The sequence below is a fragment of the Jannaschia seosinensis genome, from assembly GCF_001408515.1.
Classification (GTDB): domain Bacteria; phylum Pseudomonadota; class Alphaproteobacteria; order Rhodobacterales; family Rhodobacteraceae; genus Jannaschia; species Jannaschia seosinensis.
On the sequence record NZ_CYPR01000206.1, the window covers coordinates 19946 to 46871 of the forward strand.

Genomic DNA, 26926 nt, shown 5'->3' on the forward strand with positions numbered 1-26926 from the left:
ATAATGTTCTATTACCGAGGGGGCTCTTGTCGAGTCCCCTTCTCGCCTGATTACTCCGTCAGGCACTCTGACAGGGAATTCGCGATGTTGCGCAACAGCATGGGATAGAGTTCCGGCCCCGGCTTCAGCGTCGCACCCAGCGGGTCGAGCGTGCCGAGCCGGATGTTCCCCTCCTCGGCCAGCAGGGTCGCGAGGCGCGATTCGAACTGAGGCTCCCCGAAGACGCAGACCACATCGCCGGCCGCGATCCGCGTCTGGATCGCTTCGATCCGCGCGGCCGAGGGTGGCGCGGCCTCGCTTTCGACGATGGCCCCGGCGGACGGGATGTCGAAGCGGGCTTCGAATGGTGCATAGGCATCATGATAGACCACGAAACCGCGCCCCCGCACGGGAGCGAGCTGCTCCTGGACCTCCCGGATGAGCGTGTCGAGCTTGGCGGCCGCCGCCGCCGCGTTCGTTTCGTAGACGATGGCGTTGAGCGGGTCGGCCTCCGACAGCGTTTCCGCAATGACGTTCAGCCAAGCCTTGCCAACCACCGGGTCGAGCCAGGCATGCTCCGCCCCATGATCGTGCTCCTGCTCGTGATCGTGCTCATCTTCATGCGCTTCGTGATCCGGGTCCGCCTCGGCCGCTCCACGACCCTGACTGCTGGCCTGCTCCGTCTCGGGGCGATCAAGGAGCGCCACCGAAATCGCATCCTCCGCGAGCGTATCGACGACGCCCCCGAGCCACGGCGCCAGAGCCTCACCGGACCAGATGACCACATCGGCGGATTCAAGTACGCGCGCCCCGGACGGCCGCAGGGTATGGTCATGTGGCGACAGGCCGGGCGGAAGCATCAGCACCGGCGCGCCCACCCCCTCCATCACAGCGGCGGTGAGCGAGTGGACCGGTCCGATATCCGTGACGACGGCGACATCGGCCCGGGCGGAGGACGCCCCGGCCACGAGGACCGTCATCAGGCTGAACAAGCGGAAAAACGACATCGGACCCCCCTCATATCTGCACGGCTTGTTATTCGTTATAGTATAACATATCAACTCCTCCATGGTACCGATCGGCTTCGAACGTCATGACCACGCGGATTGCGTGGAAGCCGCAATCGCCGCGGCGGATGCCCGGTGTACGGAGAATGGCCTTCGGCTGACTCCAATCCGCCGCCGCGTGCTCGAGATCCTGCTGAGCCGGCACTGCGCGATCGGGGCGTATGACATTTTGGACATCCTGAAGTCCGACGGCGTGAAGGCGCAGCCGCCACTGGTGTACCGGGCCCTCGATTTCCTGACGGGGCATGGCTTTGCGCATCGTGTGGAGCGCCTGAACGCCTTCGTCGCCTGTGCCGTTCCCGGACAGCGACATGCGCCCGTCCTGCTGATTTGCCGGACCTGCGCCCGCGTCGCGGAGACCCATGCCGAAGACGACACCGCCCTCGGCCGCGCCACCCGCGACAGCGGATTCGTCGTCGAACGCGCCGTCATGGAAGCGGAAGGCCTCTGCCCGACCTGTCAGGAAAACGCGACTTGAGCCTGCTTACGATCGAAGGCCTCGACGTGCGATATGATGGCCGGCGCGTCCTGCACGATGTCGACCTGTCAATCGATTCCGGCGAAATCATCACCGTCGTCGGGCCGAACGGCTCGGGCAAGTCGACCTTGCTGCGTACGGTGATCGGGGCGGTTCGCCCCTCGGGCGGCCGGATCATCCATCGGCCGGGCCTTCGGATCGGTTACGTTCCGCAGAAGCTGCCGGTGGACCGGAGCTTGCCGATGACGGTCCGCAGGTTCATGGCCCTTCCCGACGCTGCGCCGAAGGCGGCGGTCGAGGCCGCGCTGGCGCGTGCCGATGTCGCGGAAATCGCCTCCTCACAACTCGCGACCCTGTCGGGCGGCCAGATGCAGCGTGTTCTCCTCGCGCGGGCGCTTCTGAACGATCCTCACCTCCTGATCCTGGACGAACCGACGCAGGGTCTCGACCAGCCGGGCACCGCCAGCTTCTATCAGCGGATCGCCGCCATCCGCGCGGAGACGGGCTGCGCCGTCCTGATGGTGAGCCATGACTTGCACGTCGTCATGGCGGCCTCGGACCGGGTAATCTGCCTCAACGGTCATGTCTGCTGCGACGGGCGGCCGGAATATGTCGCGTCGGCCCCGGCCTACCGCGCCTTGTTCGGAAGCGGCACGCAGGGCGCGCTCGCCCTCTATCGGCACGAACATACACACCGCCACGACGAGGCCGCCGAGTGATCCTGTTCGACAGTCTCGTCATGCGCGCGGCGGCGGCCGGACTGGGCGTTGCGCTTGTCGCCGGGCCGCTCGGCTGCTTCGTCGTCTGGAGGCGGATGGCCTATTTCAGCGACGCCACGGCCCATGCCTCGATTCTGGGCGTCGCGCTGGCGCTGGTTCTGGACGTGCCCGTCTTCGGGGGCGTCCTCGTCGTCGCGTTCGCGGCGGCACTGGCGCTGTGGGCGTTCGGGGCGCGAAGTCTGGGACAGGATACCGGCCTCGGCGTGATGGCGCATTCGACGCTGGCCTTCGGGCTGGTGGCGGTCTCGTTCCTGCCCTCGGTGCGGATCGACATCTCGGCCTATCTTTTCGGTGATATCCTCGCGGTGCGGGAACGCGATCTCGCGCTGATCTGGGGGGGCGGGGCGATCGTTCTGGCCCTGCTCGCCTGGCGCTGGTCGCGGCTTCTGATCGCGACGCTCGGGGCGGACATGGCCCATGCCGCAGGCGTCAATCCCCGCCGGGAGGAATTGTTGCTGACGGTTGCGCTGGCGATTCTGGTGGCGGCCGCAATCAAGGTCGTGGGCGCTTTGCTGGTCGGTGCGCTCCTGGTCATTCCCGCCGCGACGGCGCGCGGGCTGACGCGAACGCCGGAGGCAATGGCCGCCACTGCGGCGCTGATCGGCGGCGCATCGGCTCTGGGCGGGATCTGGATGTCGTGGGAGTTCGACACGCCGACGGGACCCAGCATCGTCTGCTGGACAGCGCTGGCCTTCGTCCTGTCGCAGCTTCGCGGCGTCATTCGCTGACGACACGATCCGGGTATGGGGGCGACCGTCGCCGCCCCCTGTTCTCGGTTACTCGTACCAAGGGCCCATACGCACCTCGACGGCCTCGTCGACCATTTCGGCAAAGGCCTGCGGATCTTGCGTGCCCCCGTCCCGGCCACGGTAATGATAAGGGTAGACGTAGGTCGGCGCGAACGCGTTGACCGCGTCGGCGGCGGCTTCGGCATCCATCGTGAACGGCAGGTTCATGCTTACGAAAGCAAGGTCGACCCCCTCCAGCGCGCGCATTTCGGGAATGTCCTCGGTGTCGCCCGAGACGTAGACCGTAAAGCCGTCGAGCCCGATCACGTAGCCGTTGTCCCGCCCTTCGGGATGGAAGTCGAGCCGCCCCTCGGTGATGTTGTAGGCGGGAACCGCATCGACCAGGACGCCGATCAACGTGCCGCTTTCGCCGTTGGCCAATGCGGTTGCGTTCGCCGCCAGCCCCTCGGGCAGCATTCCGGCAACGGCCGGGTTCACGATCATCGGCACGTCGCCTGCAACCTCCTCGAGCAGCGCCGGATCGTAGTGGTCGCCATGCTCGTGGGTGACGAGGATCGCATCGGGCCGGGGAAGCCCTTCATAGGCGGAAAGCTCGCCCATCGGATCGACCCAGAACGTGCCGGCCGGCGTTTCCATGACGAAGGAGGCGTGGCTGACCGGATGCACAGTCACCGGCCCGGCGGGCGTCTCGAAGACGTCGCCGTCATGCGCCGCGGCGCGCGCACCGTAGGGCAGGATCGTCAGACCGGCCGCGCCGGCGAGGGAATGCTTCATGAGTGTGCGACGTGTGAACATGGCGGTGATTCCTATACTTCGTGGCTGAAGATGAGTTTCGGGCCCGTTGCGCTACCAACGCTGATGGACATGCGGCGCGATCAGCCGGTCGTAGACGTCGCGCGCAGCCTCCATCACCTCGTCGGACAGGGCGGGCAGCGCGGCAGCCTCGGCATTCGCGACGGCCTGATCGGCATTCTTGGCGCCGGGGATGACGGTGGCGACCGACCGCTCCATGAGGATCCAGCGCAGGGCGAACTGCGCCATCGTCGCGTTCTCCGGCACAAGCGGGCGCAGGGCCTCGACTGCCTCGAGCCCGGTTTCGTAGGGCACGCCGGCAAAGGTCTCGCCCACGTCGAAGGCTTCGCCGGCGCGGTTGAAGCTGCGGTGGTCGTCGGCCTCGAAACTGGTGGTGCGGGTCATCTTGCCGGTCAGCAGGCCCGAAGCCAGCGGCACGCGCACGATGATGCCGACACCCTTGTCGGCCGCCCGAGGCAGCAGCAGGTCCGCCGGGCGCTGACGGAACAGGTTGTAGATCACCTGCACCGAGACGACGCCGGGCCACTCGATCGCCTTCAGCCCCTCCTCGACCTTCTCGACCGACACGCCGTATTGCGCGATCTTGCCCTTGGCCTTCAGGTCGTCGAGCGCCCCGAACACCTCCGGGTCGTAGAGGACGGCTTGCGGCGGGCAGTGCAGTTGCACGAGGTCGAGCCGGTCGGTGCGCAGGTTGGCGAGACTGCGGTCGACGAACGCCTCCATATTCGCGGCGTTGTAGCCCTCGGCCACGTGAGGATCGAGCCGGCGGCCCAGTTTCGTCGCCACGATCGGCCGCTCTCCGCCGCGCGCCTCAAGCACCTCCGCAATGATCCGCTCCGAGCGGCCGTCGCCGTAGACATCGGCCGTGTCGATGAAGTCGACCCCGGCATCGAGTGCGGCATGGAGGGCCGCCTTGGCGTCGGCCTCCTCGACATGCCCCCAGGTGCCGCCGATGGCCCAGGCGCCGAAACCGACCCGGGAGACCGACCAGCCGGCGCGGGCAAAGGACCCGGCGGAGCGGGCATCGGATTGCTGTGTCACGCTCATGGTTCGGTCTCCGTTCGGGGTCAGTAGGCCAGCGCGGCTGGTTCGTGTTTGAGGAGGACGGGGACGACAAGATCCTCCTCGTCCTCGAAATGACGCAGAAGCATCGGATTGCTGCGGCCGAGAACCGCCTGCAGCGCACCGACATGGTCGCGCAACGCATTGCCGTCCGACGGCTCCCGCAGGACGGCGTTGGCCTTGTCCGTCAGTTCGTGCAGCAAACCGTCGAGAGCGTGATGATCGGCTTCGAGGATTTCGAGCCCTTTGGCAAAGACGGGATCCGTCCGCTCAAGGACCGGGAAATAATGCGTGTCTTCGATCGTGTGGTGACCGTGCAATTCGTTCACCAGAAGCCCGCCGTGCCGCGCGAGCGAGTGACGGTAGGCCGCCGGATCGGCGCCATCGAGCGCAGCCTGCCCGTCGGCCTCCAGCCGGTCCAGCAGGTGGCGGAACGACATGTGCTTGTCGAGCCAGAACGTGATCAGGTTGCGAAACGGCCCCGCCTCCGACCAGCCAGTGCGGGGATATTCCTCCGCAAGCGCACGCAGCGCATCGGGAAGTCCCTGACGTTTCGTGAGGTCGAGGTCGGTCATCAGGTCCTCCACGGCAAATCCTGTACGAAGACGAAGAGGTGGCGTGAATGGCCGCCGCGGACGAGGTCCGCCTTCGCACATCTGTTGTTGGCAGACGCACCGCAATCGCGGGCCGCCTGTTGGTCCCGCGAGGGGTGGAGCTTGAACACCTTGGGACCGGCTCGTCCAACTTGCGCAGCAATCTCCGCCGCAAATGGATCACTTGGATGCGTCATCGCTTCAGGCGGCGCGGGCGCGACACCTGCGCCGCCTAATCCGCCCCCTTGGAAGCCCGATGCGCCGCCAAACGGGGCGACGAGCGGGACAAGCGGAGCCGTCATCCCTATCCGCGTCAGGCGCCGCGCAGATGCTGCTCGAGGAACATCTGCAGGCCCAGCCAAGAGGCTTGATCGGCGTCGAGATCGTAATCGTCCGATCCGAAGACCGTGAAGCTGTGCCGCGCCCCGCCGTAGATATCCGCCTCGTGGGGGACGTCTGCGGCTTCGAGTTCCGTCAGGGTCTGCGCCAACTCTACGGGCCCCGAGACAGGATCGGCGGTGCCGTGGAAGAACGCGACCGGCGCGGTCGTGGCCGACCAATCCTGGCCTTCGGGGGTGCCGAGCCCGCCGTGGAAGCTGACGAAACCGGCGAGGTCCGCGCCCGCGCGCGCAGCCTCCAGAACGGCCGCACCGCCGAAGCAGTACCCGATCATCACCGCCGCGTCGGACGCGCCCGGGATCTCTGCGGCCTCCGACACCGCGCCCATGAGACGCGTACGGAACATTTCACGATCCTCATAGAGTTCGCCGGAAAACTGCCGGTTCTCCTCCATGGAGGTCGGACGGCGATCCGCCCCGTAGACGTCGATCGCGAAGGCCGTGTAGCCGAGCGCAGCCAGCATCTCAGCCCGGCGCATCTCGTACTCGGTCAGCCCGTCCCAGTCATGCACGATCAGGACGGTGCCGCGCGTCTCGGGGAGGTCGGAATTATAGGCGACGAAGCCTTCGAATTCGGTGCCGTCGACGGTGTAGCCATAGGGCTCGGCGACGATCTCGGCGGCGGCGGGCGCGGCGGCGAGGATAAGGGCGGCGGCGGCGAATTTCATGGGGTGAACCTCCTGCAATCGGGTGACAGGCGTGAACGTAGCGCAGCCGGGCGCGCATCCCAGTTTCGAGGCGAGCGCGCATTCCAACCCACCGCGTCGAGGCCCGGCAACCGGAAGCCGTCACGATGTCGCGGTGCGGAACAATCGCGCGGCAGCGGGGTTCAGCGGGTCGGACAAGGGAGGCGCAGCATGGACGTCACGATCACTGTGAATGGAACCGAGCGGAAGCTGGAACTCGATCCGAGGGTCACGCTTCTCGATGCGCTGCGTCACGAGCTGGGCCTCACCGGCACCAAGAAGGGGTGCGATCACGGCCAGTGCGGCGCCTGCACAATTCTGGTGAACGGGCGGCGCATCAATTCCTGTCTCGCGCTCGCCGCATCCCATGACGGCGACGAGATCACGACGATCGAGGGTCTGGGCACGCCCGAGAACATGCATCCCCTGCAGACCGCCTTCGTGACGCATGACGGTTACCAATGCGGCTACTGCACGCCCGGGCAGATCATGTCGGCCGAGGCGATGCTGCGCGAAGCGGCCGAGGGCTGGCCCTCCTACGTGTCCAAAACGCTCGACGCCGATCCTACCCTGACCGACGAGGAGATTGCGGAGCGGATGTCCGGCAATCTCTGCCGCTGCTCTGCCTACCCCCGGATCCGCGAGGCAATCGCCGCTGTTCGCGATGCCCGCAACGCAACGAAGGAGGCTGCGGAATGAGACCGTTCGATTATGCCCGCGCCGACACGACCAGCGATGCCGCCACGCGCGCGGCCGCAGGAGCGACGTTTCTGGCCGGCGGGACCAACCTTCTGGACCTGATGAAGCTGGAGGTCATGGCGCCCGAAGCGCTGGTGGACGTCACGCGCCTCGATCTGCACGAGGTCGAGGCGACGGATGAGAGTGGCCTGCGGATTGGTGCCCTCGTGACGAATTCGGACCTTGCGAACCACGCTACGGTTCGCGCGCATTATCCGGTGCTGTCGCGGGCATTGCTGTCGGGCGCGACGGTCCAGTTACGCAACAAGGCCACGACGGGCGGTAACCTGCTGCAGCGGACGCGGTGCCCCTATTTCTACGACACGGCAGCTGCTTGCAACAAACGCGACCCCGGAACGGGATGCGCGGCGATGGAGGGGCGCAATCGCATTCTCGCAGTGCTTGGCGCGTCGGATCATTGCATCGCCACGCATCCTTCGGACATGGCCGTCGCGATGCGCGCGCTCGGCGCACGGGTCGTGACCGAAGGCCCGGATGGCGGACGCGAGTTGGATCTGGGCGACCTCTACCGCCTGCCCGGCGATACGCCGAATATCGAGACCGTGCTATCGGACGGCGAGTTGATCACCGCCGTGATCCTGCCCCCGCCGCCGGCGGGCGCGCAATCCTATGTCAAGGTACGCGACCGGGCCTCCTACGCCTTTGCGCTGGTCTCCGTGGCAGGAGTCGTCGCCGTCGAGGACGGACGCATCACGTCCGCCAACCTCGCCTTCGGTGGCCTCGCGCCGATGCCATGGCGGAATGAAGCGGTCGAGACGGCCCTGATCGGAAAGGCACCGAGCACGGAGACCTTCGACGCCGCAGCGGACATTCTGCTGGCCGACGCCAAGGGCCATGGTGACAACGATTTCAAAATCCCCCTCGCACGCCGGACCCTGCGCCGGGCGCTGCGCGAGCTTTGCGAAAGGGCTGCGTGATGGATGATACTCCCCGTAATGCCGACTTCGACGTCGCGCTCACCATGGATGCGGCGCAGCCGCCCGTTCTGGACCGAACCGTGCAGGGGCTTCTCGGCACCGCCATGGACCGGCCCGACGGACCGCTGAAGGTCACCGGCACCGCACGTTATGCGGCCGAGGCCCTGCCCGAGAACCTCGTGACCGGGTTTCTGGTCCGGGCCACGATCACCAAGGGTCGCGTCATCGGGATGAAGGCCGAGGCCGTCGAGGCGATGCCTGGCGTGATCCGCGTGATGACGGGACACCCCCTCCTGCGGAATCCGGCGCAGGGTCAGGCCCATCAGGCGCCCGAGCAAATCCTGCCGAAGGTGGATTATTTCGGCCAGCCGGTTGCTCTGGTTGTCGCGGAGACCTTCGAGCAGGCGCGCCATGCGGCGCAGGCCCTCGTCGTTACCTATGAGGAGGAAGTTGCCGAGGTCGATCCGAACGCCGCCTCGCAGGTGGACAAGCCGAAGGCGAGCCAACTCGATCAAGGCGACCTCGAAGGGGCGATGCGGTCCTCTCCCGTCGCTATCGACACGACCTACACGACCGCCCCGCACAGTTCCGCACCGATGGAACCACATGCCTCCATCGCCGAATGGGTAGACGGGCGGCTGCAGCTTCGCGGCTCCTATCAGATGCTCAAGCACAACGTGGCCGAACTTGCCGATTCGCTTGGCGTGGACGAGGCCAGGGTCCGGATTCACGCGCCCTATGTCGGCGGCGGCTTCGGCTCCAAGCTCGGCATCGCGCCCGAGGCCGTGGCCGCCGCGCATGCCGCGCGGGAACTGGGCCGGCCGGTGCGCGTGGTGATGGCGCGCGATCAGGTCTTCGAGATGACCATGCGCCGCACCGAGACGACGCAGCGCATGCGGCTGGCCTGTGACGCCGATGGACTTATGACTGCGCTGGCGCATGAGGACCGTGTGTCCAACCTGCCGGGGGAGGCCTTCAGCGAGCCGACCGCGCAGGGCACGCATTTCCTCTATGGCGGCGCCAACCGGCGTTTCACCCATGAGGTGGCCCGGATTCACCGTCCCTGTGCCGGGTCGGTCCGCGCACCGGGAGAAGCGGTCGGGATGATCGCGCTTGAATGTGCCATGGACGAGTTGGCCGAGGCTGCCGACATCGATCCGGTCGAATTGCGCATCCGCAACATTCCCGACACCACTCCCGAAGGCGGGCAGCCGTATTCCGAACGGGCGCTGGAGCGTTGCCTGCGCGAGGGTGCGGAGCGGTTCGGCTGGTCGCAACGGCGCGGTATGGCCGAGCGGCTCGAAGGGGATTGGTGGGTCGGCATGGGCGTCGCCGCCGCCGTCCGCACCAACATGATGGAAGAGTCGATCGCCCGCGTCACACTCCGCCCCGACGGCACCGCCCTTTGCGAAACCGACATGACCGATATCGGCACCGGCTCCTATGCGATCCTCACGCAGATCGTAGGCGAAATGCTGGGCCTGCCGCGCGAGAAGGTCGAGGTTCAAATCGGCGATTCCGATCTTCCCAAATCGTCCGGTTCGGGTGGCAGCTTCGGCGCGCAATCCTGCGGATCGGCCGTGTTCCTGGCCTGTCAGGGCGTGCGAAAGCATCTGGCCGAGCGTATGGAGGTCGCGCCCGACGATCTGACCCTGCGCGATGGGCGTGCCACCGGCGGCAACCGTCAAGTCGCTCTGACCGATCTGGTCGAGGCGCCGATGTCGGCCGAGGGTCACGTGAAGCCCGGCGAGACGGAGGATAACTTCTCGATCGCCGGCTATGGTGCGCATTTCGCCGAGGTCGGGGTACACCGCGATACCGGCGAGGTTCGGGTGCACCGGATGTTGGGCGTGTTCTCCATCGGACGGGTGCTCAACATGAAGACGGCCACCAGCCAGTGCCACGGCGGCATGATCTGGGGTATCGGCAGCGCGCTGACCGAGGAAATTATGCACGATCCGCGCGACGGGCGCATCGTGAACCATAACCTCGCGGAATATCATATCCCGGTCAGTCTTGACGTGCCGCAGCTCGACGCGATGCTCCTTGAGGATACGCGCGACGATCAGGCCAACCCGATTCAGGCCAAGGGGATCGGTGAGTTGGGCATATCGGGCGCGGCGGCGGCGGTCGGCAACGCGATCCGAAACGCTTGCGGTGTGCGGGTGCGCGATTTCCCCGCCACGCCGGACAAGATCTTTCCGCATCTTCCGGACGTCACCTGAGCCGGCGCCGGCGTCCTTGTGGGGCGCCGGCACGGCCCGTAACGGGCTTTCGGGTCAATTCCTATAAGGATCTGCTGCCGTGCGGCTGGTTGACAGGCTTTGTTGCGTCCGTTCCACCAGTAGTTCGATCGCGTCGGCGAGATGTTCGCGCTGGATGTGATTGTCGCCTCGCGCGACGCGGATCCGATGCGCCTCGATCATCACGTCGGCATGGCGGCATCCTTCCGGCGGCTCGAACCGATAGCTGGCCAGTTCGATCGTCAGGCCGAGTGGATCCGAGAAGTAGATCGAGTCCATAAAGCCTCGGTCTTTCGGCCCGGAATGCTTGATGCCGCGCGCGTCGAGACGCTCCACCACCTGCCAGAAAGTCGCTTGACTGATGGAGAATGCGATGTGGTGCACGCAGCCGGGATCGGTCGGTGTCCGCCTGCGGTCCGGCTTGCGGTCCTCCGAGGTGAAGATCGTGATGAGCCGTCCATCGCCGGGGTCGAAGTAGAGGTGCCCCTGCGACGGATCGTCGAGGTTCGGCTGGTCGAAAATGAAGGGCATGCCGAGCACGCCTTCCCAGAAATCGATGGACGTCTGACGGTCGGCCCCGACAAGGGTGATGTGATGCACCCCCTGCACCTGAAGCTTGCGGATCTTCTGGCTCATGCGTCTCCTCCCTGTAACGTTCGCGTCGCGGGGCCGGGCCGCGTATTCCCGAGGCGAGAAGGCTTTTCCTTCACACGATTGCGGCACCCTAGCCTGTGGCCTTCAGTTTGGCGAAGACCAACCGATCGGAACGGTAGTTTAGTTCGCGATGCCGCGCGACGATCATCCGCGCGGTATCGATGTGCGGCAGCGCGCGGCTATCGGGAGGCATAGCGGCGGCACTCACGATAATCTTGGCGTCGCCGGAGTCAGCCGTCCCCGTCTGCTTCTCCGAATTTGTACCCGAAACAGTTATGGTGCGCGTCTCGGTCAATTGTACAACACGGGAGCTAAGATTCTTGCGTTGCGTCATCTGCGCCGGCGCAGAGTATAGAGGCCGCGAGGCTGCCCATACCGATTGCGGAATTGGCCACTTACAGTCGCGGACCTGACGCTAGAATCTGCCATAGCGCCGGCTGCATCATTCACAGGGCAAATCGGGCGGTGTCAGCAAACCGTGTTGGTTCCGTCTTTGTTCTTATGCGGCAGCAGGATAGAGTCCGAGGTCCCGAGACCTCAGGAGACCCGCCATGTCCCACTTCGATCCGGCCGAGTTCAGCCGCATGCTTGCCCGCCTGACACCGCAGGAGCTGCGCCAAGTCGAGGGGATTGTTGCCGAGGCGCGCAAGCGGGCCGAGGCCGTCCTGGAGATTGATGCCCGTGCCGAGGCGGGTGGTCCGGCGAGCTCGTGCCCGCGCTGCGGCGGCGACGAGCGCATCCGTTGGGGCCGAACCCGGACAGGCGCGCAGCGATGGAACTGCTCGGGCTGCGGGGCGACCTGGTCCGGTCGCAGCGACACGCCGCTCGCCCGGGTGCACCGCCCCGACCTCGTGGTTGCACTGGCGCGCGACATGATCGAGGCGCCGCAGCCGATGTCCTGCCGCCGCGGGGCCGAGGTCCTGGACACGTCGCGCCACAGCATCTGGCGCTGGCGGATGACGATCATCGGCGCCTTGGCGCCGGAGCCCGACGGCACCCTCGCCGGTATCGTCGAGGCCGACGAAGCGCGAGAGCCGAAAGGCGTCGCGGGAGTGGGTCCGGCACCGGCGCGATCCGGCCAACGTCCCCGTGCCGCCGCGCTTGCGCTGGCAAGACTACCGGCGACCGATCGCGGCGGCCACCGGGTCTTCGAAGCGATCACCGACGCGGGCCAGCGGGCGATCTCCGGTGCCCTTCTGCCAGTGATGGCGCGGGACGCGGTCCTCTGCACCGACGGCCTGGCGACCTACGCGCGGATCGCAAGGGACGAGCGCATCCCGCACTTTGCGCTCAACGCCGGCCGGCGCTCGAAACGCACCCCGCGCAGCCATCACATCAACACCGTGAATGCCCTCATCGGCCGATTCCGCACCTTCATGAAGCCCTTCTGTAGCCCCTCCGCAAAGAACCTCGCCGCCTACGGCCGCTGGCACGCCGCCCGGGACAACGACCAGCGGGATTACCTTGACGTCCTCAGGCTGCTCCTCGCATCAGGCCCCCGCGCAAACACGGTTTGCTGACACCGCCGCAAATCGTGTGTCGCCTGGACCTCGAACGTAAGCAGGACAAGCCTCCTGCCCCGCATCAGAGCACCTTACTCGCGCATTACGATATATGGGTGAGGCCGCTGTCGTCGTTAGGCAGGCGAATCTTGCCGCCCGGCCCTGGAGTCATGATCTGGCCGCTCGACAAAATTTGCCGATCCCACTCCGCACCTACGGATAGCAATCCGGTCGCTCCTCCCTTTGCATTGCCCAAAGGCTCTCCTCCCGCATCCGGGAGCAAGCGAGCGTGGGAGGGGAAGATCATTGGATCGTTAGAGTCGCCTACGCCGCCTCAGCTTCTATGTTCCGGATTCTCGTAGTCGAAACGACAGCCCGCAGACCAAGCATTGCGGTCATTGCCGTGGTTGGAAATACCGCCGGCGTCCTTCAGCATCCGCGCCATGTGCAACAGGTTCCAGGTCATGATGGTGGTGTTGCGCTGCGTGAATTCGTTGTCGAAGCCTGCGCCGTCGTCGCCATAGCTTGGCCCCGGTCCGGCCTCGCCGATCCAGCCGCAATCGGCCTGCGGTGGAATTGCATAGCTGAGATGCGACAGGGAGTAGAGGACGTTCATCGCGACATGCTTGATCCCGTCCTCATTGCCGGTGACCACCACGCCTCCTGTCTTGCCGTAGAAGATGGATTGCCCCTTTTCGTTTAGGATCGCAGACATCGCGTAGAGGCGTTCGATCAGTAGCCGGCAGATCGAGGATTGTTCGCCCAGCCAGATCGGTGTGCCGATTACGAGAATGTCCGCCGCCGCGACCTTGGGCCACAAGTCTGGCCAATCGTCATGATTCCAGCCGTGTTCACGCATATCCGGCTGCACTCCGAAGGCGACGTTGTGGGCGGTCATGCGAATGTCTTCCACCGCGGCCCCGCTCTTGCGCATGATCTCGGCGGACGCATCCATCAGCAGCGACGTGTGCGAGGCTTGGTCGGGGAGCTTCAGCGTGCAGTTGAAGAATACGGCCCGCAGGTCGGAAAAATCGGTTTCGTTTTCTTCGCACAAGGCGGCTTGTTTCTCGCTCAACGTCATGGCGTCTCCTCCCGTTGATTTGCCTAACTGCATGCAGAGGGACAGCGCCGGAGACGGATCCCCTGTTCCAAGTTCGCGGAGGCGAGTGTGGAACACGTTACCGGCAAAGTTTCAGATCCAGTCAATAGCCGCGCCTCCGGCGGAAGAACAAAGGTTGCGCATCTCCGGATACATATGATCCTCAAGGCGCGTCGCGCTGCAACTTTCTATCCGCCGGAACGGCAATGCCCTGGGCGACACGGTTGGGCAGGAAACCGAGTGCCGGACCATTTCGCTTTTTGGCATCTCGGGATGGGCGAACAATTTGATGGCAGGACCCTAGGGCGTGAGGGGTTCCAAAATCACGTCAGGTTTCTTTCGCTGCCGCTTCGCCATGGCCGTAGAGGGCAGCGTTCTCATGCGCGTGCTCGGCATGCTCGAATTCGAGGCTCGAATGGGTAATGTCAAAGCGGTCCTCAAGCCGCTGCTTGATCTCGGCCTTTACCTCCGGAATCCGCGCCCAGCCCTTTTCGTTCAAGACCACATGACAATCGAGCGCGGCTTCATGCTCCTGCATCTGCCACAGATGCACGTGATGAACGTCCTGGACACCGTCCGTACTCCGCAATGTCTTGATGACCCTCTCGCCGTCGATATCGGGGGGGCTGCCCAGCATGAGCGTACGGATCGGGCTCCCGATTTCGCTGATGGCGAGATAGAGGATATAAAGCGCGATACCGATGGTGATCGCCGGATCGACCCATCGCATGTCGTAAAGGATGATGAGCGCACCGCCCACGATCACGGCAACTGACGCGAGAGCATCCGAAAGGTTGTGCAGGAAAAGCGCGCGGATGTTCACGCTGCCCTTCTGCATCGAGTAGGTCAGGAGCGCGGTCAGCGTGTCGACCGCCAATGCAACGCCTCCGATAATAACCACGGCCCAGCCGGCGACCTCGGTCGGGTCGATCATCCGCATCACGCCCTCGTAGATCAAGTAGGTGCCAACGAGGATCAGGGTTGTATAGTTGATCAGAGCGGCGACGATCTCGATCCGCCCGTATCCGAAGGTCATGCTCTGGTCGGCGGGCCGCCGGGCGATCTTGCGCGCTGCGAAGGCGATTACGAGCGAGGCCATATCCGAAAAGTTGTGCAGCGCATCGGCAATCAGGGCGAGGCTGCCGGACAGAATGCCGCCGACGACTTGCGCAACGGTCAGAAGGCCATTCGCCCAGATCGCGATCGAGACCCGCCGGTCACCGGATTTGGGATCGATATGAGCGTGGCCGTGAGCATGTGGCATCGGCGCTTTCCTCAGTTTTCCTGTCCGCTCTTAACACGCAAACCGCACTCTTCGTTCAACCTGCCTCCCGGTCCGGTGGAGGAGCGCAAAGTCGTCGAAGCAACTCAAAGCCGCGAAACGATCGTCGAACGCATTTGCCGCGCCTTTCCGCAGTGGGCGCAACATTGGAGACTGACGACATCTCGCTTACGGCGGGTCTCGAAGCGACGTCTTTCAAAGGCGTCCGATGCGCCATTTCACGGGAAGCCGAATCCAAGGCTGCGGCAAAGGGAGGGCGCGGGAAGGGCGGCGAAACGGCGAGCTTGGCACCGGGGTCGCAACCGCCGCCCTTGGGCGACATTTGACGACGCGGGCTCGGTTGAGGCGATCGGGGTGCTGAAAACTGGGGAACGACAAGGGGAGCCAAGAGCCGATCATGGCCGCGCGTGTTCCCTACGCCAAGGAGAGTTTCCGGTTCGCCGAAATCATCGGATTAACATCAAGGCCGCCGGACGCCGATGTTCCGTCGCCCATGCTCGCGGCGACAAACAACATAGCGCTGGTGCTGCCGCCTGACCGTCCCCTGACGGATCACGAGGCGGTGTTGCAGACAGCTAGAGCGAAGCGGAGAGCCATGATGCGCCGGACAGTAAGGAGTTCCGGCGACTGCATCTACTGCCTGATAGCTGGATTTGCAGCAAGCAGCCGTAGGATCAAGCAGTTGATGGCAACTGGCATCAGTACTGCTTGTACCGCTGGAAGCGCATTGGCGAGAGTTTTAAAGTTGCGCCTGTCCGGCGCTCATGGGCTGAACAGGCTCGGCGGACCATCATGAACTGGGAGTCCGCGCCGGCAGGTCGGCCTGGCCGCCAGCGGACCTCCGGCGACGCTGCCAGGCAGGTCTGTCTGACGGTGAAGGTGCTACTCGGCATGCCCTTGCGCCCGACGCCGTTTGGCAAGCCTCACCGCCGCGAGCCTGTTGCGCTTGGTGGGCTCGATTGGACCGTGCCCGATTTCAGCACGCTGTCCGGCCGCCGGAAAACCTTGGCCGTCAAGATTTCTCGCCGGGCCCAAGGGCCCGCTGCATCTGCTGATTTCCTCTCGGGGCAGTGCTACGCAATGCCCTGTCGGGCAGTGGGCAGCACCGGCATCGAGGTCGAGGGTGAAAACGGGCGGTACGCGCGCAAGCATGGCGGGCCCAAACGGCGCATTCGCCATGGTCGCTCGGATTTGGGGCGCGGAATGGCTCACGGCGCAAGATCCCTCTCGGGATCGATACGGAAGCGCTGGAGGTTCGGGCCTTCGCGAGTGAGCGGGCGAACGCCAACGATCCGAGAGAGCCCGCGAACGCGAACGGGAGCCATGTCGGCGATGGTCGGCCGCGCAGCGCCACCGCTTCAAGCGCGCCGCGAACGTCCTGCCCGACCTTCTCAACCGGATCCCGGTGGACCAGGAGATCGCAAGCGGCGCCCCGGCCGGAAACGAAGCTCCCCGAGCGTCGAAATACCTCGGCCGAACGATCTGGCGACACCGGAACGGGCACCACCGCCGATGCCGTGCCGGAGGCTAGGATGCTCTGCACGAAATCACTCGGGCGGGGCACGGCGCGGGGCTTTGCCCCACAGCCCGCGCAGACCCAGCTCCGCATCGCCATCATGAACCGCCACACCGCACCTGGAATCCCAGTCACCGAGGCCATGGGACGAGATCCTCCGGGTAAAGGTGAACCTCCACTCCGGGCTTTTGTGCAACAGAAGCGTTCTGCGGGTGTCTCGGCTCGTCTATACGGAGGGGTGCGTTCTACAATTCCTTACCGCTGCTGGTTGAAGAAGGGTTGTATCTGTTCGATAACCTGCGCCGCCAACGACAGGCTCTCAGCAAAATTCTGATCGAACGCAGTGTGAAATCCGGCCGCCGGCGGCTCTGCCGGAGCACTCGCCATTGCGATCAAAGGAGGCACCCCTGTCGTCGGCTGCACATTTCCGGCAATATGTGCGGGAAACGGACCGCCCGGCCGCAGATGCCCTGCGACTGCACATCAAAGCTTGTCCAACCGCTCCGCTTTTGCATGACCGGGCTGCCAATCCCGCCCCCTTGAGGGCACTGAACAAACCGCGCGGCTGTATTTCGGATCTGAACGGGTGCATTTGGTCTCATCGTTTGCGAACGATGTCGCCACTCAAAGGATTGACTGATGCCAAGAAACAAGTCCCCCCTCGCCTTGACGGAGACAGGATCACCGCGTCCATCAAGGCGCTCCGCTGTAATGGCTGGAACGACGGTAGTGTCGGGGAGGACGCTCGTGCTTTCGGCACTTCTCCTCACGCTCGGTGCCTGCGCCGTTCCAGTCGAGCAAGTAGGTGTCGGGCCCTCGGGCTTCATCGAAGATCTGCCCGAACGCGTCGTCGAGCTTGCGGCGCCGGATCAGGATCTGGAGACCGTGCGCCTGATGCGGGAAGATGGCTGCTATTGGTACCAATATGTCGGGCCGGTGGAGACCACGATGCTGCCGCTGCGCACGACTGACGGCAAACCGATCTGCAATCGGCGCGCGGGTGCCGCGCCGGTTGCCGCGTGACCGGCGGGGCCCTTCGCGAGTTGCCGGTAAAGTGATGCTCCACTCGCGGGCGCCGGGCGCGGCCGCGAGTGTCCGATCGCAAAACGATCCGCCCCGTGCACCCGAGGCGGCGTCTCCTCAGGCGGGATAGAGGTGAGCGGTGACGCCGGTATCGACCTGCTCATAGAGGTCGTTGATGTGGGGCATGATCATGCGCACGCATCCTGAACTCGCACGGCTCCCGATCGAGCGTGGCTGCGGCGTGCCGTGGATTCGCAGGTACGTGTCCCGGTTGCCGACATAGAGGTATAACGCCCGCGAGCCGAGCGCATTGCTGGGACCCGGTTCCACGCCACCGGCAAATTGCGCATAGGCTTCGGGCTGTCGGCGGATCATGTTCTGCGTGGGCGTCCAGCGCGGCCACTTCACCTTGCGCCGGATCTTGTAGGTGCCCGCTTGGTACAGACCGTCGCGTCCGAGGGCGACGCCGTAGCGCATGGCCGTTCCGCCCTCTTCGATGTGGTAGAGATACCGCGCCACCGCATCGACATGGATGTCCCCGGGCACGAGGTCGGCCCGTGCCTCGACCCGCTGCGGCAGAAGGCGCGGGTGAATCCCCCAAGGGTTCGTCGTTGCGGGATCGTAGTTCCGCGGCGTCACCTGCGCATCCCAAGCCGCCTGCTGCGCCTCCGACGGCCGGGCACTCGCGAGGGCCGGTCCGGCCACCGGGGACGAGAACAGGGCGGCGGTTGTCAGGATGAAATGGCGTCTGGTCAGCACGGCTCGACTTCCTTTTGTGATGCGTCCTTATCCCAAACAAAGGTCGCGATGGAAAGTTCGGCGCCGTGGCGGTGGCACAAGATCATGTGAACCGGGTCTCATGCGCATCCGGCGCAACGGGCAAAACCGTTGGTAGCATGAGACAAGCCCGCGATGCGTCGGCGGCAGCCAGGCCCGCGGATCTGACTAGTTGCAAATCGTTCGCAAGAAGGGTCTACCTCTCCCGGAATGATTTCGTGGAGTGTAGCGTGACCGATCTTTCCCCTGTCGCTCTTGGTTTTCTGGGCAGCCTGATCGCCGGGTCCATGACCGCGGCAGGCGCGCTTCCGGTACTCTTCGGCCGCGTTCCCTCGCGCGGGACGCGCGACCTGTCGCTGGGTTTTGCGGCGGGCGTGATGCTGGCGGCGTCGTTCTTCTCGCTGATCATTCCCGCCCTCGACGCAGCAGAGCCGCAATACGACAACGGGGCTGCACCGGCCGCCATCGTATGCGTGGCGATCCTGCTCGGCATGGGAGCCGTGGCGCTCATGAACGAAAGGCTGCCGCATGAGCATTTCAGCATGGGACGCGAAGGGCCCGAAGCGGCCTCGCTTCGGCGTGTCTGGCTGTTCATCATCGCCATCACGATCCACAATTTTCCCGAAGGGCTCGCCGTCGGCGTCGGGTTCGGATCGGGCGGCCTGGAGGGCGGCATGCCTCTGGCCATCGGGATCGGATTGCAGAATGCGCCCGAAGGCTTGGCCGTGGCCGTCGCACTTCTGGGAGAGGGTTATTCCAAGCTGCGCGCCTGGGGTATCGCCGGCCTGACCGGCCTTGTGGAGCCCATCGGCGGCGTGCTCGGGGCCGGCATCATCACCCTGTCCGAACCGCTCCTGCCTTGGGGCCTCGCCTTCGCGGCGGGCGCAATGCTCTACGTAATCAGCCACGAGATCATTCCCGAAACCCACCGCAGCGGGCATCAGAACAAGGCGACGCTCGGCCTGTCGGTCGGCCTTGTCCTGATGCTGTTCCTTGACGTGTGGCTCGGGTGACAGGAGGCGCAGCCTGCGGTGGCGCCTGAGATCGCACGACCGAGGGGCTTTAACGGAGGGCGGCCGTGGCTGGACCAGCAGGCCGACCTTCTGCTCGATACCGGTAACGACTCATTGGATAGTCTCACTCACGCGCCGGCTGCGGAAAGGCGTTCCGCCATCTTCGCGTGAAGATCTCACGCTTGTCGGCATCCATCGCCACCAGAAGGGCCGGCGTCAGGCCGACGAGGCGCTCCAGGGTCGCGACGGCGCCCGAGACTTCGATCTGGGCGCCGTCCTCCCCCTCGATCGGCACGATCAGATCCGCGTTCACCAAATCCACGCGCCCCGCATCGGAGAGCAGATAGTCGATGAAATCCTCTGCCACGTCCTTTCCCGTCGCTGCGGCGGGAATCATTGCGGCGCGGGTCAGGATCAGCGTGTAATCTTCCGGCGCAACGACGCCGAGACGGACATCCTCGCGCGCCCGCTGCAAGGCGTAGGAGCCGAGAACGTTATAGGCGACGAGGTATTCACCGGACGCCACCGCGTCGATGATCTCGGCCGAACAACAGGTGGCGACGGCGCCGCTGCGTCCGAATGCCTCCATCAGGCCGCCGAAGGTCGTCGCCTCGAGCGAGTCGCTGAAGGCCAGCAGGAAACCCAGCCCTGAATCCTCGATATCGTAGGTTGCGACGCGGCCGACGAAAGGATTTCCAGCGGGACGCAACAGGTCGAGCAGGTCGAAACGTGACCGCGGAACGTCCTGCGGCGCGACAAGGTCGCGGTTGTAGACCATTACGGCGGGTTCCCGCGTGATGCCCCAAAGCTGATCGCGCCATTCAAGCCGGGGCGAAAGACCGGCGGTCGCGGCCGAGGAATGGCTGGAGGCGCAGCCCCGGTTCACCAGCTCGACCATATGATGGGCGGCGGAACTGATCACGAGATCGGCGCCCGAGCGATCTTTGGCGCAGTCCTCGCGCGTCAGGGCGTACAGGTCGTTCGAACCCCATTGCTCATAGACGATGCGCGTCGCGGGGCGGGTCTGGAGGAACGCCTCGATGACCGGACCGAACACGTCGAGATCGGTCGTGCCGCGCAGGGTTGCGGTGCGCTCCGCTCCGTCGGGACCGAATGCGGCCCTCAGTTCGGCACATTCCGCAGGGATCGGCAGCCAAGTAAAGAGAAGAAACAGGATTTTCACACTGCGATCCCCGGCAGGTCGAGCGAGACGATGAAACGGTTTCCGTCGCTGCGCATCGCGATTTCGCCACCATGACCTTCGGCGACCTCGCGGGCGATGGCGAGGCCGATGCCGGAACCGGCGCCCGGGCCGGCCTTCGCGTAGCGGGCGCTGAGCACGACGCCCGGGTCGGGGCCCCCGCCGAGGTCGCTGACCCAGATGCGCACCGTCGAGCCGTTCTCGACGCCCAGCCGGATCGGCGGCCGACCGTGCCGAAGCGCGTTCGTCAGCAGGTTCTTGACCGCCTCGATAAGCGAGAGCGTGTCGCCCCTGACCATGACGGGAACATCTGGCAGTTCGAGCGCAATCTCGGTTCCGGCGGCGAGGAAGAGGTCGTCGCAGGCTTCGACGGCCTCCACGGCAACATCGCGCAGATCGAGTGGCGCCACCGGGGCGGTGTCGGCGCGGTGGATGATCATGGCGCGGCTGAGAAGCTGGTCCAGCAATCCGCCCAGACCGACCGCACGCGCCTCGATCCGGCTGACGATGCGGTCGCGTCGCGCGGGGTCAGTCTCGCTCGCGGCAAGTTGCGCCTGCGCCCGGATCGCGGCGACATGCGTCCGAAGCTGATGCGCCGCATCGCCGATCAACTTGCCGGTCGCAACGCTCTGCCGGTCGAGCCGGGCCATGAAATCGTTGAGGGAAGTGAGCATGGTCGCCACCTCTGCGGGTGCCGACAGCGACAGGGGCGTGAGGTCTGTCGGCTGCCGCGCGGCCAGCGCCGCCCCGATGCGCGGCAGGGGCCGAAGCGCGCGACTGACGACAAGCCAGCCGAACAGGGCCATTACACCACCGGCGACTCCGAGGACCAGAAGCGCGTTCCGGGCGATGTCGCGGGCGAATTCGCGGCGCGCCAGGAGCGTATGCCCCACCACGACGCGAACAGGACCGGAATAGCTTCGCTCGGCGAAACGGCGGGTGAAGACGACGTAGCGGGCCGGCTCGGTGCCGAAGCTTCCGTCGAGAAATACGCTCTCGTCGCCGCCCCTGATCTCGGGCAGCGGAGCGGTCGGATCGCCGGTCAGGGTCGTCCCGTCCGGTCCCACCACGCGGTAGCGGATGCGATCGTCGGGGGCGAGCGACAGAAGCTCGAAGGCCGAGACGGGCATGTCCACCAGCGCCCGTCCATCGCGGACGGTGATCGTCTCGGCAATATCGGCCGCGGCTCCCAGAAGCAGGCGGTCATAGGCTTCGCGCGCGGCTTGGCGGCCGTAGGCCAAGGCTGCGATCAGGACCAGAACGCCCCCCAGAAGGAGAACCGCCGTAATCGCAAGCGCAACGCGGTTCCTCAGCGACAGAGTCGCCCGCACGTCGCCGGTCTCAGCCATCGGTGGTTTCGAGCCGGTAGCCGAGCCCCCGATGCGTCTCGATCCTCACGCGCGATCCCGCAAGCTTCTTGCGCAGCCGCGCGATGTAGAGCTCGACGGTATTCGTTCCGACCTCGGAGCGGTCGAACGAGAACAGCCCGTCGAAAAGCCGCTCCTTGGACAGGATGCGGCCCTGTTGAGACAGCATGATATTCAGCAGCGTCATCTCGCGGCGCGTCATCCGCACGGGGATGCCCCCGATACGGACGGATCGGCCCGTCGGATCGAAGGCGAGATCGCCGAGCGTCATCGAGTTGTCGGCATGCCCCTTCTCACGGCGCAGCAGTACGCGAAGCCGGGCCTCAAGTTCGCGCAGGTCGAACGGTTTGACGAGGTAGTCATCGGCCCCGTCATCCAGCGCCTCAACGCGTGCCATGACCTCGAACTCCGCCGTCAGCATGAGGATCGGCGTGCCGTCGCCGCTTCGACGCAGGGTCCTGAGAAATTCGCGCCCGTCCCCGTCCGGCAGATCGATGTCGAGGATGATCGCGTCGTAATCCTGCACGGCCAGGGCGGCGTCGGCTTCGCTCAGGTTGGGAGCCAGATCGCAGGCGAACCCCGCGCGGTCGAGACTCGCCCCGACGGCCTCGGCGACATCGGTCGTATCTTCGACGATCAGGACGCGCATGCATTCGCTCCTTTGAAGGTGGACGTTATTCCGGGCGCCGAGCCGCGGAAAGTGCCCATTCCCTGAGCATGACAGGTTGACGACAGGTTCGCCGCCTAAAACCGGCGCATGGCCGGCGGCAAGGAGGGCTGCCGGTTTCAGTCCTGTGGAGGAATACATGAATATCAAGACAATCCGGCGCGGCTTGGTGGCCGCGGTGCTTCTGACCTGCGCGCCGCTGGCCGCATCCGCCCAAGACTTCACCCCCGAAAGCCCCGAATGCATCGCACCCGCCAACCCGGGCGGCGGTTGGGACTTCACCTGCCGCCAGGTCGGCAAGTCGTTGCAGGACCTCGGGCTGATCCCGTCCACCATGCAGGTCGTGAACCTGTCCGGCGGCGGCGGCGGCGTGGCCTTCGCCCAGGTGGTCAACAAGCGCAACGACGACAACGATCTGATCGTGGCTGCGTCCTCGGCGACCGCCACGCGGCTTGCCCAGAACGCGTTTCCGGGGAACACGATGGACCAGGTGCGCTGGATCGGCGCGGTCGGTGCGGATTACGGCGTGATCGCCGTCGCCGATGACAGCGATATCCAGACCCTTCCCCAGCTCATGGACGCCATCAAGGAGGACCCGACCTCGATTTCCATCGGCGGCGGATCGGCCGTCGGAGGCTGGGACCACCTGAAGGTGCTGAATGCGGCGCAGAAGGCCGGGATCGATGACGTGCGTCAGGTGAAGTACATCGCCTTCGCCGGCGGCGGCGAGGCGGTGACCCAGCTTCTGGCCGGATCGCTGCAGGCCTTTACCGGCGACCTGTCGGAGGCGAAGGGCTTCGTAGAATCCGGTGACATCCGGGTGATTGCACTTCTGGCGCCCGAGCGGCTGGAGGGCGAGTTCGCAGGGTTCGAGACCGCGCGCGAGCAAGGCATCGATGCCGTCGGCGCGAACTGGCGCGGCTTCTACGGCCCCGGCAACATGAGCGACGCGGCCTACGATTACTGGGTCGGGCGTATCGACACGCTCTACGACAGCCCCGAATGGCAGGCCATCATGGAAGCTAACGGCCTCGCATCGCTGGATCTGCAGGGTGCGGAGTTCGAAGAATTCGTCTCGGAATCGGTCCAGAACATCGAAGATCTCTCCCGCGAGATCGGCATCCTTCAGTAATCTCTCGCGCTCCCGGCCCGGCCGGGAGCGCCCCCTCTTTTCGCGCACTTTTGGGAGGAGTCCGCATGAGCGACCGGATCTTTGGCGGGATCGGGCTGGTCCTTGCCGTCATCTTCGCCTGGCAGGCATCAATCATTCAGGAAAGCTTCTTGACCGATGCCGTTGGCCCAAAGATGTTCCCCTATATCATTGCCGCCGTCATGGGGCTGGCGTCGATCTACTTTCTGCTGAAGCCGGATCCCGAACCCGATTGGCCGCGGGGCGGACGTCTCGTCGAAATAATCTTCGCCGCGCTGGTGATGCTGGCCTATTCGCAGGCGCTGCCCGAATTGGGATTCGTCATCGCGACTGCCATCACGGCAAGCTACCTGACCTGGCGCCTGGGTTCGCGTCCACTCGAGAGCCTTGCGATCGGGATAGGCACCTCCGTTGGCATCTATGTCGTCTTCCGCCTTCTTCTCGGCCTGAGCCTCGCTCGCGGCCCCTTCGGTTTCTGAGGAGCGTTCCGTGGAATTGATGTCGAACCTCGCCGACGGCTTCGCCGTGGCATTCACTTGGCAGAACCTCGCGCTTGCGCTGATGGGCTGTTTTCTAGGGACGATCATGGGTGCCCTGCCGGGGCTGGGGCCGTCGAACGGCGTGGCCATCCTGATCCCGCTCGCCTTCACGTTGGGGCTCGGGGCGACGCCGTCACTGATCCTGCTGACCTCCGTCTATTACGGCGCGATGTATGGCGGACGGATCAGCTCGATTCTGCTGAACATCCCCGGCGACGAGCCGGCGATGATGACCTGCCTCGACGGCTATCCGATGGCCCAGCAGGGCCGCGCGGGCGAGGCGCTGGCGCTTTCCGGCATCGCCTCCTTCGTCGGTGCCTTCTTCGCGACCTGCGGCCTCGTCTTGCTGGCGCCGCAACTGGTGAAGGTGGCGCTTCTTTTCGGGCCGGCGGAATATTTCGCCCTCTTCGCGCTCGCCTTCGCCACGCTCGGGGGAATTTCGTCGACCAATCAGGCAAAGTCCGCCTTTGCCGCGGCACTCGGCCTCGGCCTTGCGATGATTGGTGTAGATACGCAGACCGGCGTGCCGCGCTTCACCTTCGGCGAGGTGCACCTCTATGACGGGATCGACTTCCTCGTGGCCATCGTCGGCCTCTTCGCGCTGTCCGAGGTTTTCATCTTTCTGGAACATCGCGGCACGGATCGCGACATCTCCACCAAGCCGAAGATGGAGATCGGGCGGATCGTCCCGTCCTGGAGCCTTATCCGGTCATGCATCCCGACCATGGGCCGCACGACGGTTCTGGGCTTCATCGCCGGCGTCCTGCCCGGCGCGGGCGCGTCTTTGGGCTCCTTCATCTCCTACTCGATGGAAAAACGCCTGGTCGACCGCGACGGGACCTTCGGAAAGGGTGATCCGCGCGGGGTCGCGGCGCCGGAAGCGGGCAACAATGCCGCGGCCGGCGGTGCATTGGTGCCGATGCTGGCACTCGGGGTGCCGGGGTCCGGCACAACCGCAGTGCTTCTGGCCGTGCTTCTGGCCCTCAACATCACGCCGGGACCGCTTCTGTTCACCCAGAACCCCGACGTCGTCTGGGGCCTCATCGCGGCGCTCTTCATCGGGAACTTCATGCTTCTGGCAATGAACATTCCGATGGTCGGCCTGTTCACGCGTGTGCTGCTGGTGCCGCCCCGGATCCTCATGCCGATCGTCGCCATGATCTCATTCGTGGGAATCTACGGGATCTCAGGTTCAAGCTTCGATCTCATGGTCATGGTCGGCTTCGGCATCCTCGGCTGGGGCCTGCGCAAGCTCGACGTCCCGCTCGTCCCTGTGATACTGGGCACGCTGCTGGGCAACGAGATGGAGGTCAATTTCCGCCGCGCTGTCAACATCGCCGACGGAGATTATTCGGTGCTGATCTCTTCACCACTGACAATCCTGCTCTGGACGGTGGCCGCCGTCGGCTTCGTTCTGCCGATCCTCGTCGGGGGCCTCGTTCGCCGCCGCATGCGGATGGCGCGAGATGCCAAAGGTGGTGTCAGGGACTGAACCCGGAACTAGCCCGCATAATTCATGAAGCTGCGGACTTGTGCTCCGTGGGATGGTTTCCCCGGTCTCGGTTTTCTTGCGCGCACCCGGTGTTTGCGTCCGGTTGGCATGCCGGCCGGTGACTTGGGTCTTGGGTGGTGTGGATTGATGTTTCGGGGTTTGTCGGGGCGCATGCGTCAGGCTGTTTTCGGTGGGGCGAGGGCGTCGAAGAGAAGGAGGAGAAGTCCCTTTCGGGGACACGATGCCGGCAGGGTCACGATGATCCGGGTCTTCTTTTCGACGATGGTGGCGGCCAGTTTGACGAGATGCAGCCGCAGCGTGTCGAACTGGGCGCGGCGCCACGGTGAGCGCTTCGGGCAAGCCGCGCGGAGCTTCCACCAGACCCAGTAGGCGCAGCCGTGCAGCATCAGGCGCATCTGGTTGGCGTTGGCTTCCGAGCACGACGTCCGGTCTGCTGCGAGGTGGGCCTTCCACGCCTTGATGTGGTTCTCGGCCTGGCCCCGGGCGGAATAGAGCTTCTCGTAAAGATGCTTGCCGCGACCGCCCTCGAGGTTGGTGACGATGTAGCGGGTGTCCCGACCCATGGGGCCAACCTCGACGCGGGCGATGATGCGGCGGGGTTTCGACCACGAGCGGGCTGCGTAGGAGAAGGTTTTGAACCGGCGCAGCTTCTGGCCCGGCGTTCGGGCGTAGCGCGCCGCTGTCGACGCTTCCAGAGCCGAGATGTTCCGCGCCAGACGGCCGTTCTTTGACAAACCAAAGACATAGCGCAGCCCGAGCCCGTCACACAGGTCCAGAACCTGCGGGGTGCAGTAGTGGCTGTCGGCTCGCAGCAGGATTTCTGTCTCGGGCCAATGCCTGGCAATCTGCCGGATCAACCGGCGGATGTGGGCCGCGCTCTCGGCCCCCTTGGGGCGGCGGGCCGGGCGCAGCAGTGTCCCCACGAGCCGGCCTTCGCCGTCGAAGACGACGATCGGCTGGAAGCCGAACTCGTCGTAGAACGCATTGAACAGGCGCAGCTGCTGGTGGCCATGCACCGCGTCAAAGGTATCATCGATATCGAGCACGATCCGGCTTGGGGGGCGCGCAAACGAGTGGCAGTAGAACCGGATCATCTCGCG

The 26926-nt window shown here is 65.2% G+C and carries 27 protein-coding genes and 1 pseudogene; 14 read left to right on the forward strand and 14 right to left on the reverse strand.

Features of this window, described 5'->3' with window-relative positions; translation table 11 throughout:
- Positions 1–50: 50 nt before the first annotated feature.
- Positions 51–986, reverse strand: a complete 936-nt coding sequence (locus tag JSE7799_RS15655; RefSeq protein WP_055664445.1) for a zinc ABC transporter substrate-binding protein — start codon at positions 984–986, stop codon at positions 51–53.
- Between the two features lie 61 nt (positions 987–1047).
- On the opposite strand from JSE7799_RS15655, the gene JSE7799_RS15660 reads away from it, so the two are divergent.
- From JSE7799_RS15660 to JSE7799_RS15670, 3 genes are read left to right on the forward strand one after another with little or no spacing between them, the layout of a single operon-like run.
- Positions 1048–1524 carry a transcriptional repressor gene (locus JSE7799_RS15660; RefSeq protein WP_055664446.1) on the forward strand — a complete coding sequence of 159 codons (477 nt, stop codon included), beginning with the start codon at positions 1048–1050 and terminating at the stop codon, positions 1522–1524.
- Positions 1521–2243, forward strand: a complete 723-nt coding sequence (locus JSE7799_RS15665) for an ATP-binding cassette domain-containing protein (RefSeq protein ID WP_055664447.1) — start codon at positions 1521–1523, stop codon at positions 2241–2243. The genes JSE7799_RS15660 and JSE7799_RS15665 overlap by 4 nt, the downstream gene beginning before the upstream one ends.
- 2 nt (positions 2244–2245) lie before the next feature.
- Positions 2246–3031 carry a metal ABC transporter permease gene (locus JSE7799_RS15670; protein WP_055664464.1) on the forward strand — a complete coding sequence of 262 codons (786 nt, stop codon included), beginning with the start codon at positions 2246–2248 and terminating at the stop codon, positions 3029–3031.
- 48 nt (positions 3032–3079) lie between these two features.
- Here JSE7799_RS15670 and JSE7799_RS15675 read toward each other — a convergent pair whose 3' ends face one another.
- The 4 genes from JSE7799_RS15675 to JSE7799_RS15690 all read right to left on the reverse strand — a co-directional run bounded on the left by JSE7799_RS15675 (position 3080) and on the right by JSE7799_RS15690 (position 6586).
- Positions 3080–3826, reverse strand: a complete 747-nt coding sequence (locus JSE7799_RS15675; protein WP_245624913.1) for an MBL fold metallo-hydrolase — start codon at positions 3824–3826, stop codon at positions 3080–3082.
- Positions 3827–3898: 72 nt separating this feature from the next.
- Positions 3899–4912 carry an aldo/keto reductase gene (locus tag JSE7799_RS15680; RefSeq protein ID WP_055664449.1) on the reverse strand — a complete coding sequence of 338 codons (1014 nt, stop codon included), beginning with the start codon at positions 4910–4912 and terminating at the stop codon, positions 3899–3901.
- Between the two features lie 20 nt (positions 4913–4932).
- On the reverse strand, positions 4933–5502 hold the full coding sequence (locus JSE7799_RS15685; RefSeq protein ID WP_055664465.1) for a hemerythrin domain-containing protein: 570 nt from the start codon (positions 5500–5502) through the stop codon (positions 4933–4935).
- 331 nt (positions 5503–5833) lie between these two features.
- Entirely contained in the window at positions 5834–6586 is a 753-nt protein-coding gene (locus tag JSE7799_RS15690; RefSeq protein WP_055664450.1) for a dienelactone hydrolase family protein, read from the reverse strand.
- A 189-nt stretch (positions 6587–6775) separates the two neighbouring features.
- Between JSE7799_RS15690 and JSE7799_RS15695 the strand changes: the two genes are divergently transcribed.
- The 3 genes from JSE7799_RS15695 to JSE7799_RS15705 are packed head-to-tail and all read left to right on the forward strand — an operon-like array spanning position 6776 to position 10505.
- Positions 6776–7303 carry a 2Fe-2S iron-sulfur cluster-binding protein gene (locus tag JSE7799_RS15695; RefSeq protein WP_083480634.1) on the forward strand — a complete coding sequence of 176 codons (528 nt, stop codon included), beginning with the start codon at positions 6776–6778 and terminating at the stop codon, positions 7301–7303.
- Positions 7300–8280 carry an FAD binding domain-containing protein gene (locus JSE7799_RS15700; protein WP_055664451.1) on the forward strand — a complete coding sequence of 327 codons (981 nt, stop codon included), beginning with the start codon at positions 7300–7302 and terminating at the stop codon, positions 8278–8280. Before JSE7799_RS15695 ends, JSE7799_RS15700 begins: the two co-directional genes overlap by 4 nt.
- A 44-nt stretch (positions 8281–8324) precedes the next feature.
- A complete protein-coding gene (locus tag JSE7799_RS15705; protein WP_144431756.1) occupies positions 8325–10505 on the forward strand; it encodes a xanthine dehydrogenase family protein molybdopterin-binding subunit in 2181 nt (726 codons plus the stop codon).
- 54 nt (positions 10506–10559) lie between these two features.
- Here JSE7799_RS15705 and JSE7799_RS15710 read toward each other — a convergent pair whose 3' ends face one another.
- Positions 10560–11147: a VOC family protein gene (locus tag JSE7799_RS15710; RefSeq protein ID WP_055664466.1), complete on the reverse strand. Its 588-nt coding sequence runs from the start codon at positions 11145–11147 to the stop codon at positions 10560–10562.
- A 100-nt stretch (positions 11148–11247) separates the two neighbouring features.
- Positions 11248–11472, reverse strand: a complete 225-nt coding sequence (locus JSE7799_RS20665; protein ID WP_222101788.1) for a hypothetical protein — start codon at positions 11470–11472, stop codon at positions 11248–11250.
- Between the two features lie 256 nt (positions 11473–11728).
- Here JSE7799_RS20665 and JSE7799_RS15715 point away from each other — a divergent pair, with 256 nt between their 5' ends.
- Positions 11729–12697: an IS1595 family transposase gene (locus JSE7799_RS15715; protein WP_055664453.1), complete on the forward strand. Its 969-nt coding sequence runs from the start codon at positions 11729–11731 to the stop codon at positions 12695–12697.
- 316 nt (positions 12698–13013) lie between these two features.
- Here the strand turns inward: JSE7799_RS15715 and JSE7799_RS15720 are convergent, their stop codons facing one another.
- Entirely contained in the window at positions 13014–13760 is a 747-nt protein-coding gene (locus tag JSE7799_RS15720; RefSeq protein ID WP_055664454.1) for a flavodoxin family protein, read from the reverse strand.
- A gap of 346 nt (positions 13761–14106) precedes the next feature.
- A complete protein-coding gene (locus tag JSE7799_RS15725) occupies positions 14107–15042 on the reverse strand; it encodes a cation diffusion facilitator family transporter (protein ID WP_055664455.1) in 936 nt (311 codons plus the stop codon).
- 415 nt (positions 15043–15457) lie between these two features.
- Between JSE7799_RS15725 and JSE7799_RS20670 the strand changes: the two genes are divergently transcribed.
- The 3 genes and pseudogenes from JSE7799_RS20670 (at position 15458) to JSE7799_RS15730 (ending at position 17599) form a co-directional block, all read left to right on the forward strand.
- Complete coding sequence (locus JSE7799_RS20670) at positions 15458–15856, forward strand: hypothetical protein (protein WP_144431755.1); 399 nt, start codon at positions 15458–15460, stop codon at positions 15854–15856.
- A pseudogene (locus tag JSE7799_RS20085) lies at positions 15769–16724 on the forward strand (transposase); the annotation flags it as partial. The gene JSE7799_RS20670 and the pseudogene JSE7799_RS20085, both read left to right, overlap by 88 nt.
- Positions 16725–17287: 563 nt before the next feature.
- Positions 17288–17599, forward strand: a complete 312-nt coding sequence (locus JSE7799_RS15730) for a hypothetical protein (protein ID WP_055664456.1) — start codon at positions 17288–17290, stop codon at positions 17597–17599.
- Positions 17600–17716: 117 nt separating this feature from the next.
- On the opposite strand, the gene JSE7799_RS15735 is transcribed toward JSE7799_RS15730, so the two are convergent.
- Positions 17717–18358: a L,D-transpeptidase gene (locus JSE7799_RS15735; RefSeq protein ID WP_055664457.1), complete on the reverse strand. Its 642-nt coding sequence runs from the start codon at positions 18356–18358 to the stop codon at positions 17717–17719.
- A gap of 248 nt (positions 18359–18606) precedes the next feature.
- Here JSE7799_RS15735 and JSE7799_RS15740 point away from each other — a divergent pair, with 248 nt between their 5' ends.
- Entirely contained in the window at positions 18607–19389 is a 783-nt protein-coding gene (locus tag JSE7799_RS15740; protein ID WP_055664458.1) for a ZIP family metal transporter, read from the forward strand.
- Between the two features lie 124 nt (positions 19390–19513).
- On the opposite strand, the gene JSE7799_RS15745 is transcribed toward JSE7799_RS15740, so the two are convergent.
- The 3 genes from JSE7799_RS15745 to JSE7799_RS15755 are packed head-to-tail and all read right to left on the reverse strand — an operon-like array spanning position 19514 to position 22606.
- Positions 19514–20572 carry an ABC transporter substrate-binding protein gene (locus JSE7799_RS15745; RefSeq protein WP_083480636.1) on the reverse strand — a complete coding sequence of 353 codons (1059 nt, stop codon included), beginning with the start codon at positions 20570–20572 and terminating at the stop codon, positions 19514–19516.
- Entirely contained in the window at positions 20569–21939 is a 1371-nt protein-coding gene (locus JSE7799_RS15750) for a sensor histidine kinase (protein WP_055664459.1), read from the reverse strand. Before JSE7799_RS15750 ends, JSE7799_RS15745 begins: the two co-directional genes overlap by 4 nt.
- Entirely contained in the window at positions 21932–22606 is a 675-nt protein-coding gene (locus JSE7799_RS15755; RefSeq protein ID WP_055664460.1) for a response regulator, read from the reverse strand. Before JSE7799_RS15755 ends, JSE7799_RS15750 begins: the two co-directional genes overlap by 8 nt.
- Before the next feature lie 157 nt (positions 22607–22763).
- On the opposite strand from JSE7799_RS15755, the gene JSE7799_RS15760 reads away from it, so the two are divergent.
- The 3 genes from JSE7799_RS15760 to JSE7799_RS15770 all read left to right on the forward strand — a co-directional run bounded on the left by JSE7799_RS15760 (position 22764) and on the right by JSE7799_RS15770 (position 25805).
- Positions 22764–23756, forward strand: coding sequence for a Bug family tripartite tricarboxylate transporter substrate binding protein (locus JSE7799_RS15760; RefSeq protein ID WP_055664468.1), 993 nt, complete (start codon positions 22764–22766; stop codon positions 23754–23756).
- Between the two features lie 65 nt (positions 23757–23821).
- Positions 23822–24253 carry a tripartite tricarboxylate transporter TctB family protein gene (locus JSE7799_RS15765; RefSeq protein ID WP_055664461.1) on the forward strand — a complete coding sequence of 144 codons (432 nt, stop codon included), beginning with the start codon at positions 23822–23824 and terminating at the stop codon, positions 24251–24253.
- A 10-nt stretch (positions 24254–24263) separates the two neighbouring features.
- Positions 24264–25805: a tripartite tricarboxylate transporter permease gene (locus JSE7799_RS15770; protein WP_055664462.1), complete on the forward strand. Its 1542-nt coding sequence runs from the start codon at positions 24264–24266 to the stop codon at positions 25803–25805.
- Positions 25806–25981: 176 nt separating this feature from the next.
- On the opposite strand, the gene JSE7799_RS15775 is transcribed toward JSE7799_RS15770, so the two are convergent.
- A partial coding sequence (locus JSE7799_RS15775) for an IS1380 family transposase (protein WP_055664469.1) occupies positions 25982–26926 on the reverse strand: 945 nt, incomplete at its 5' end.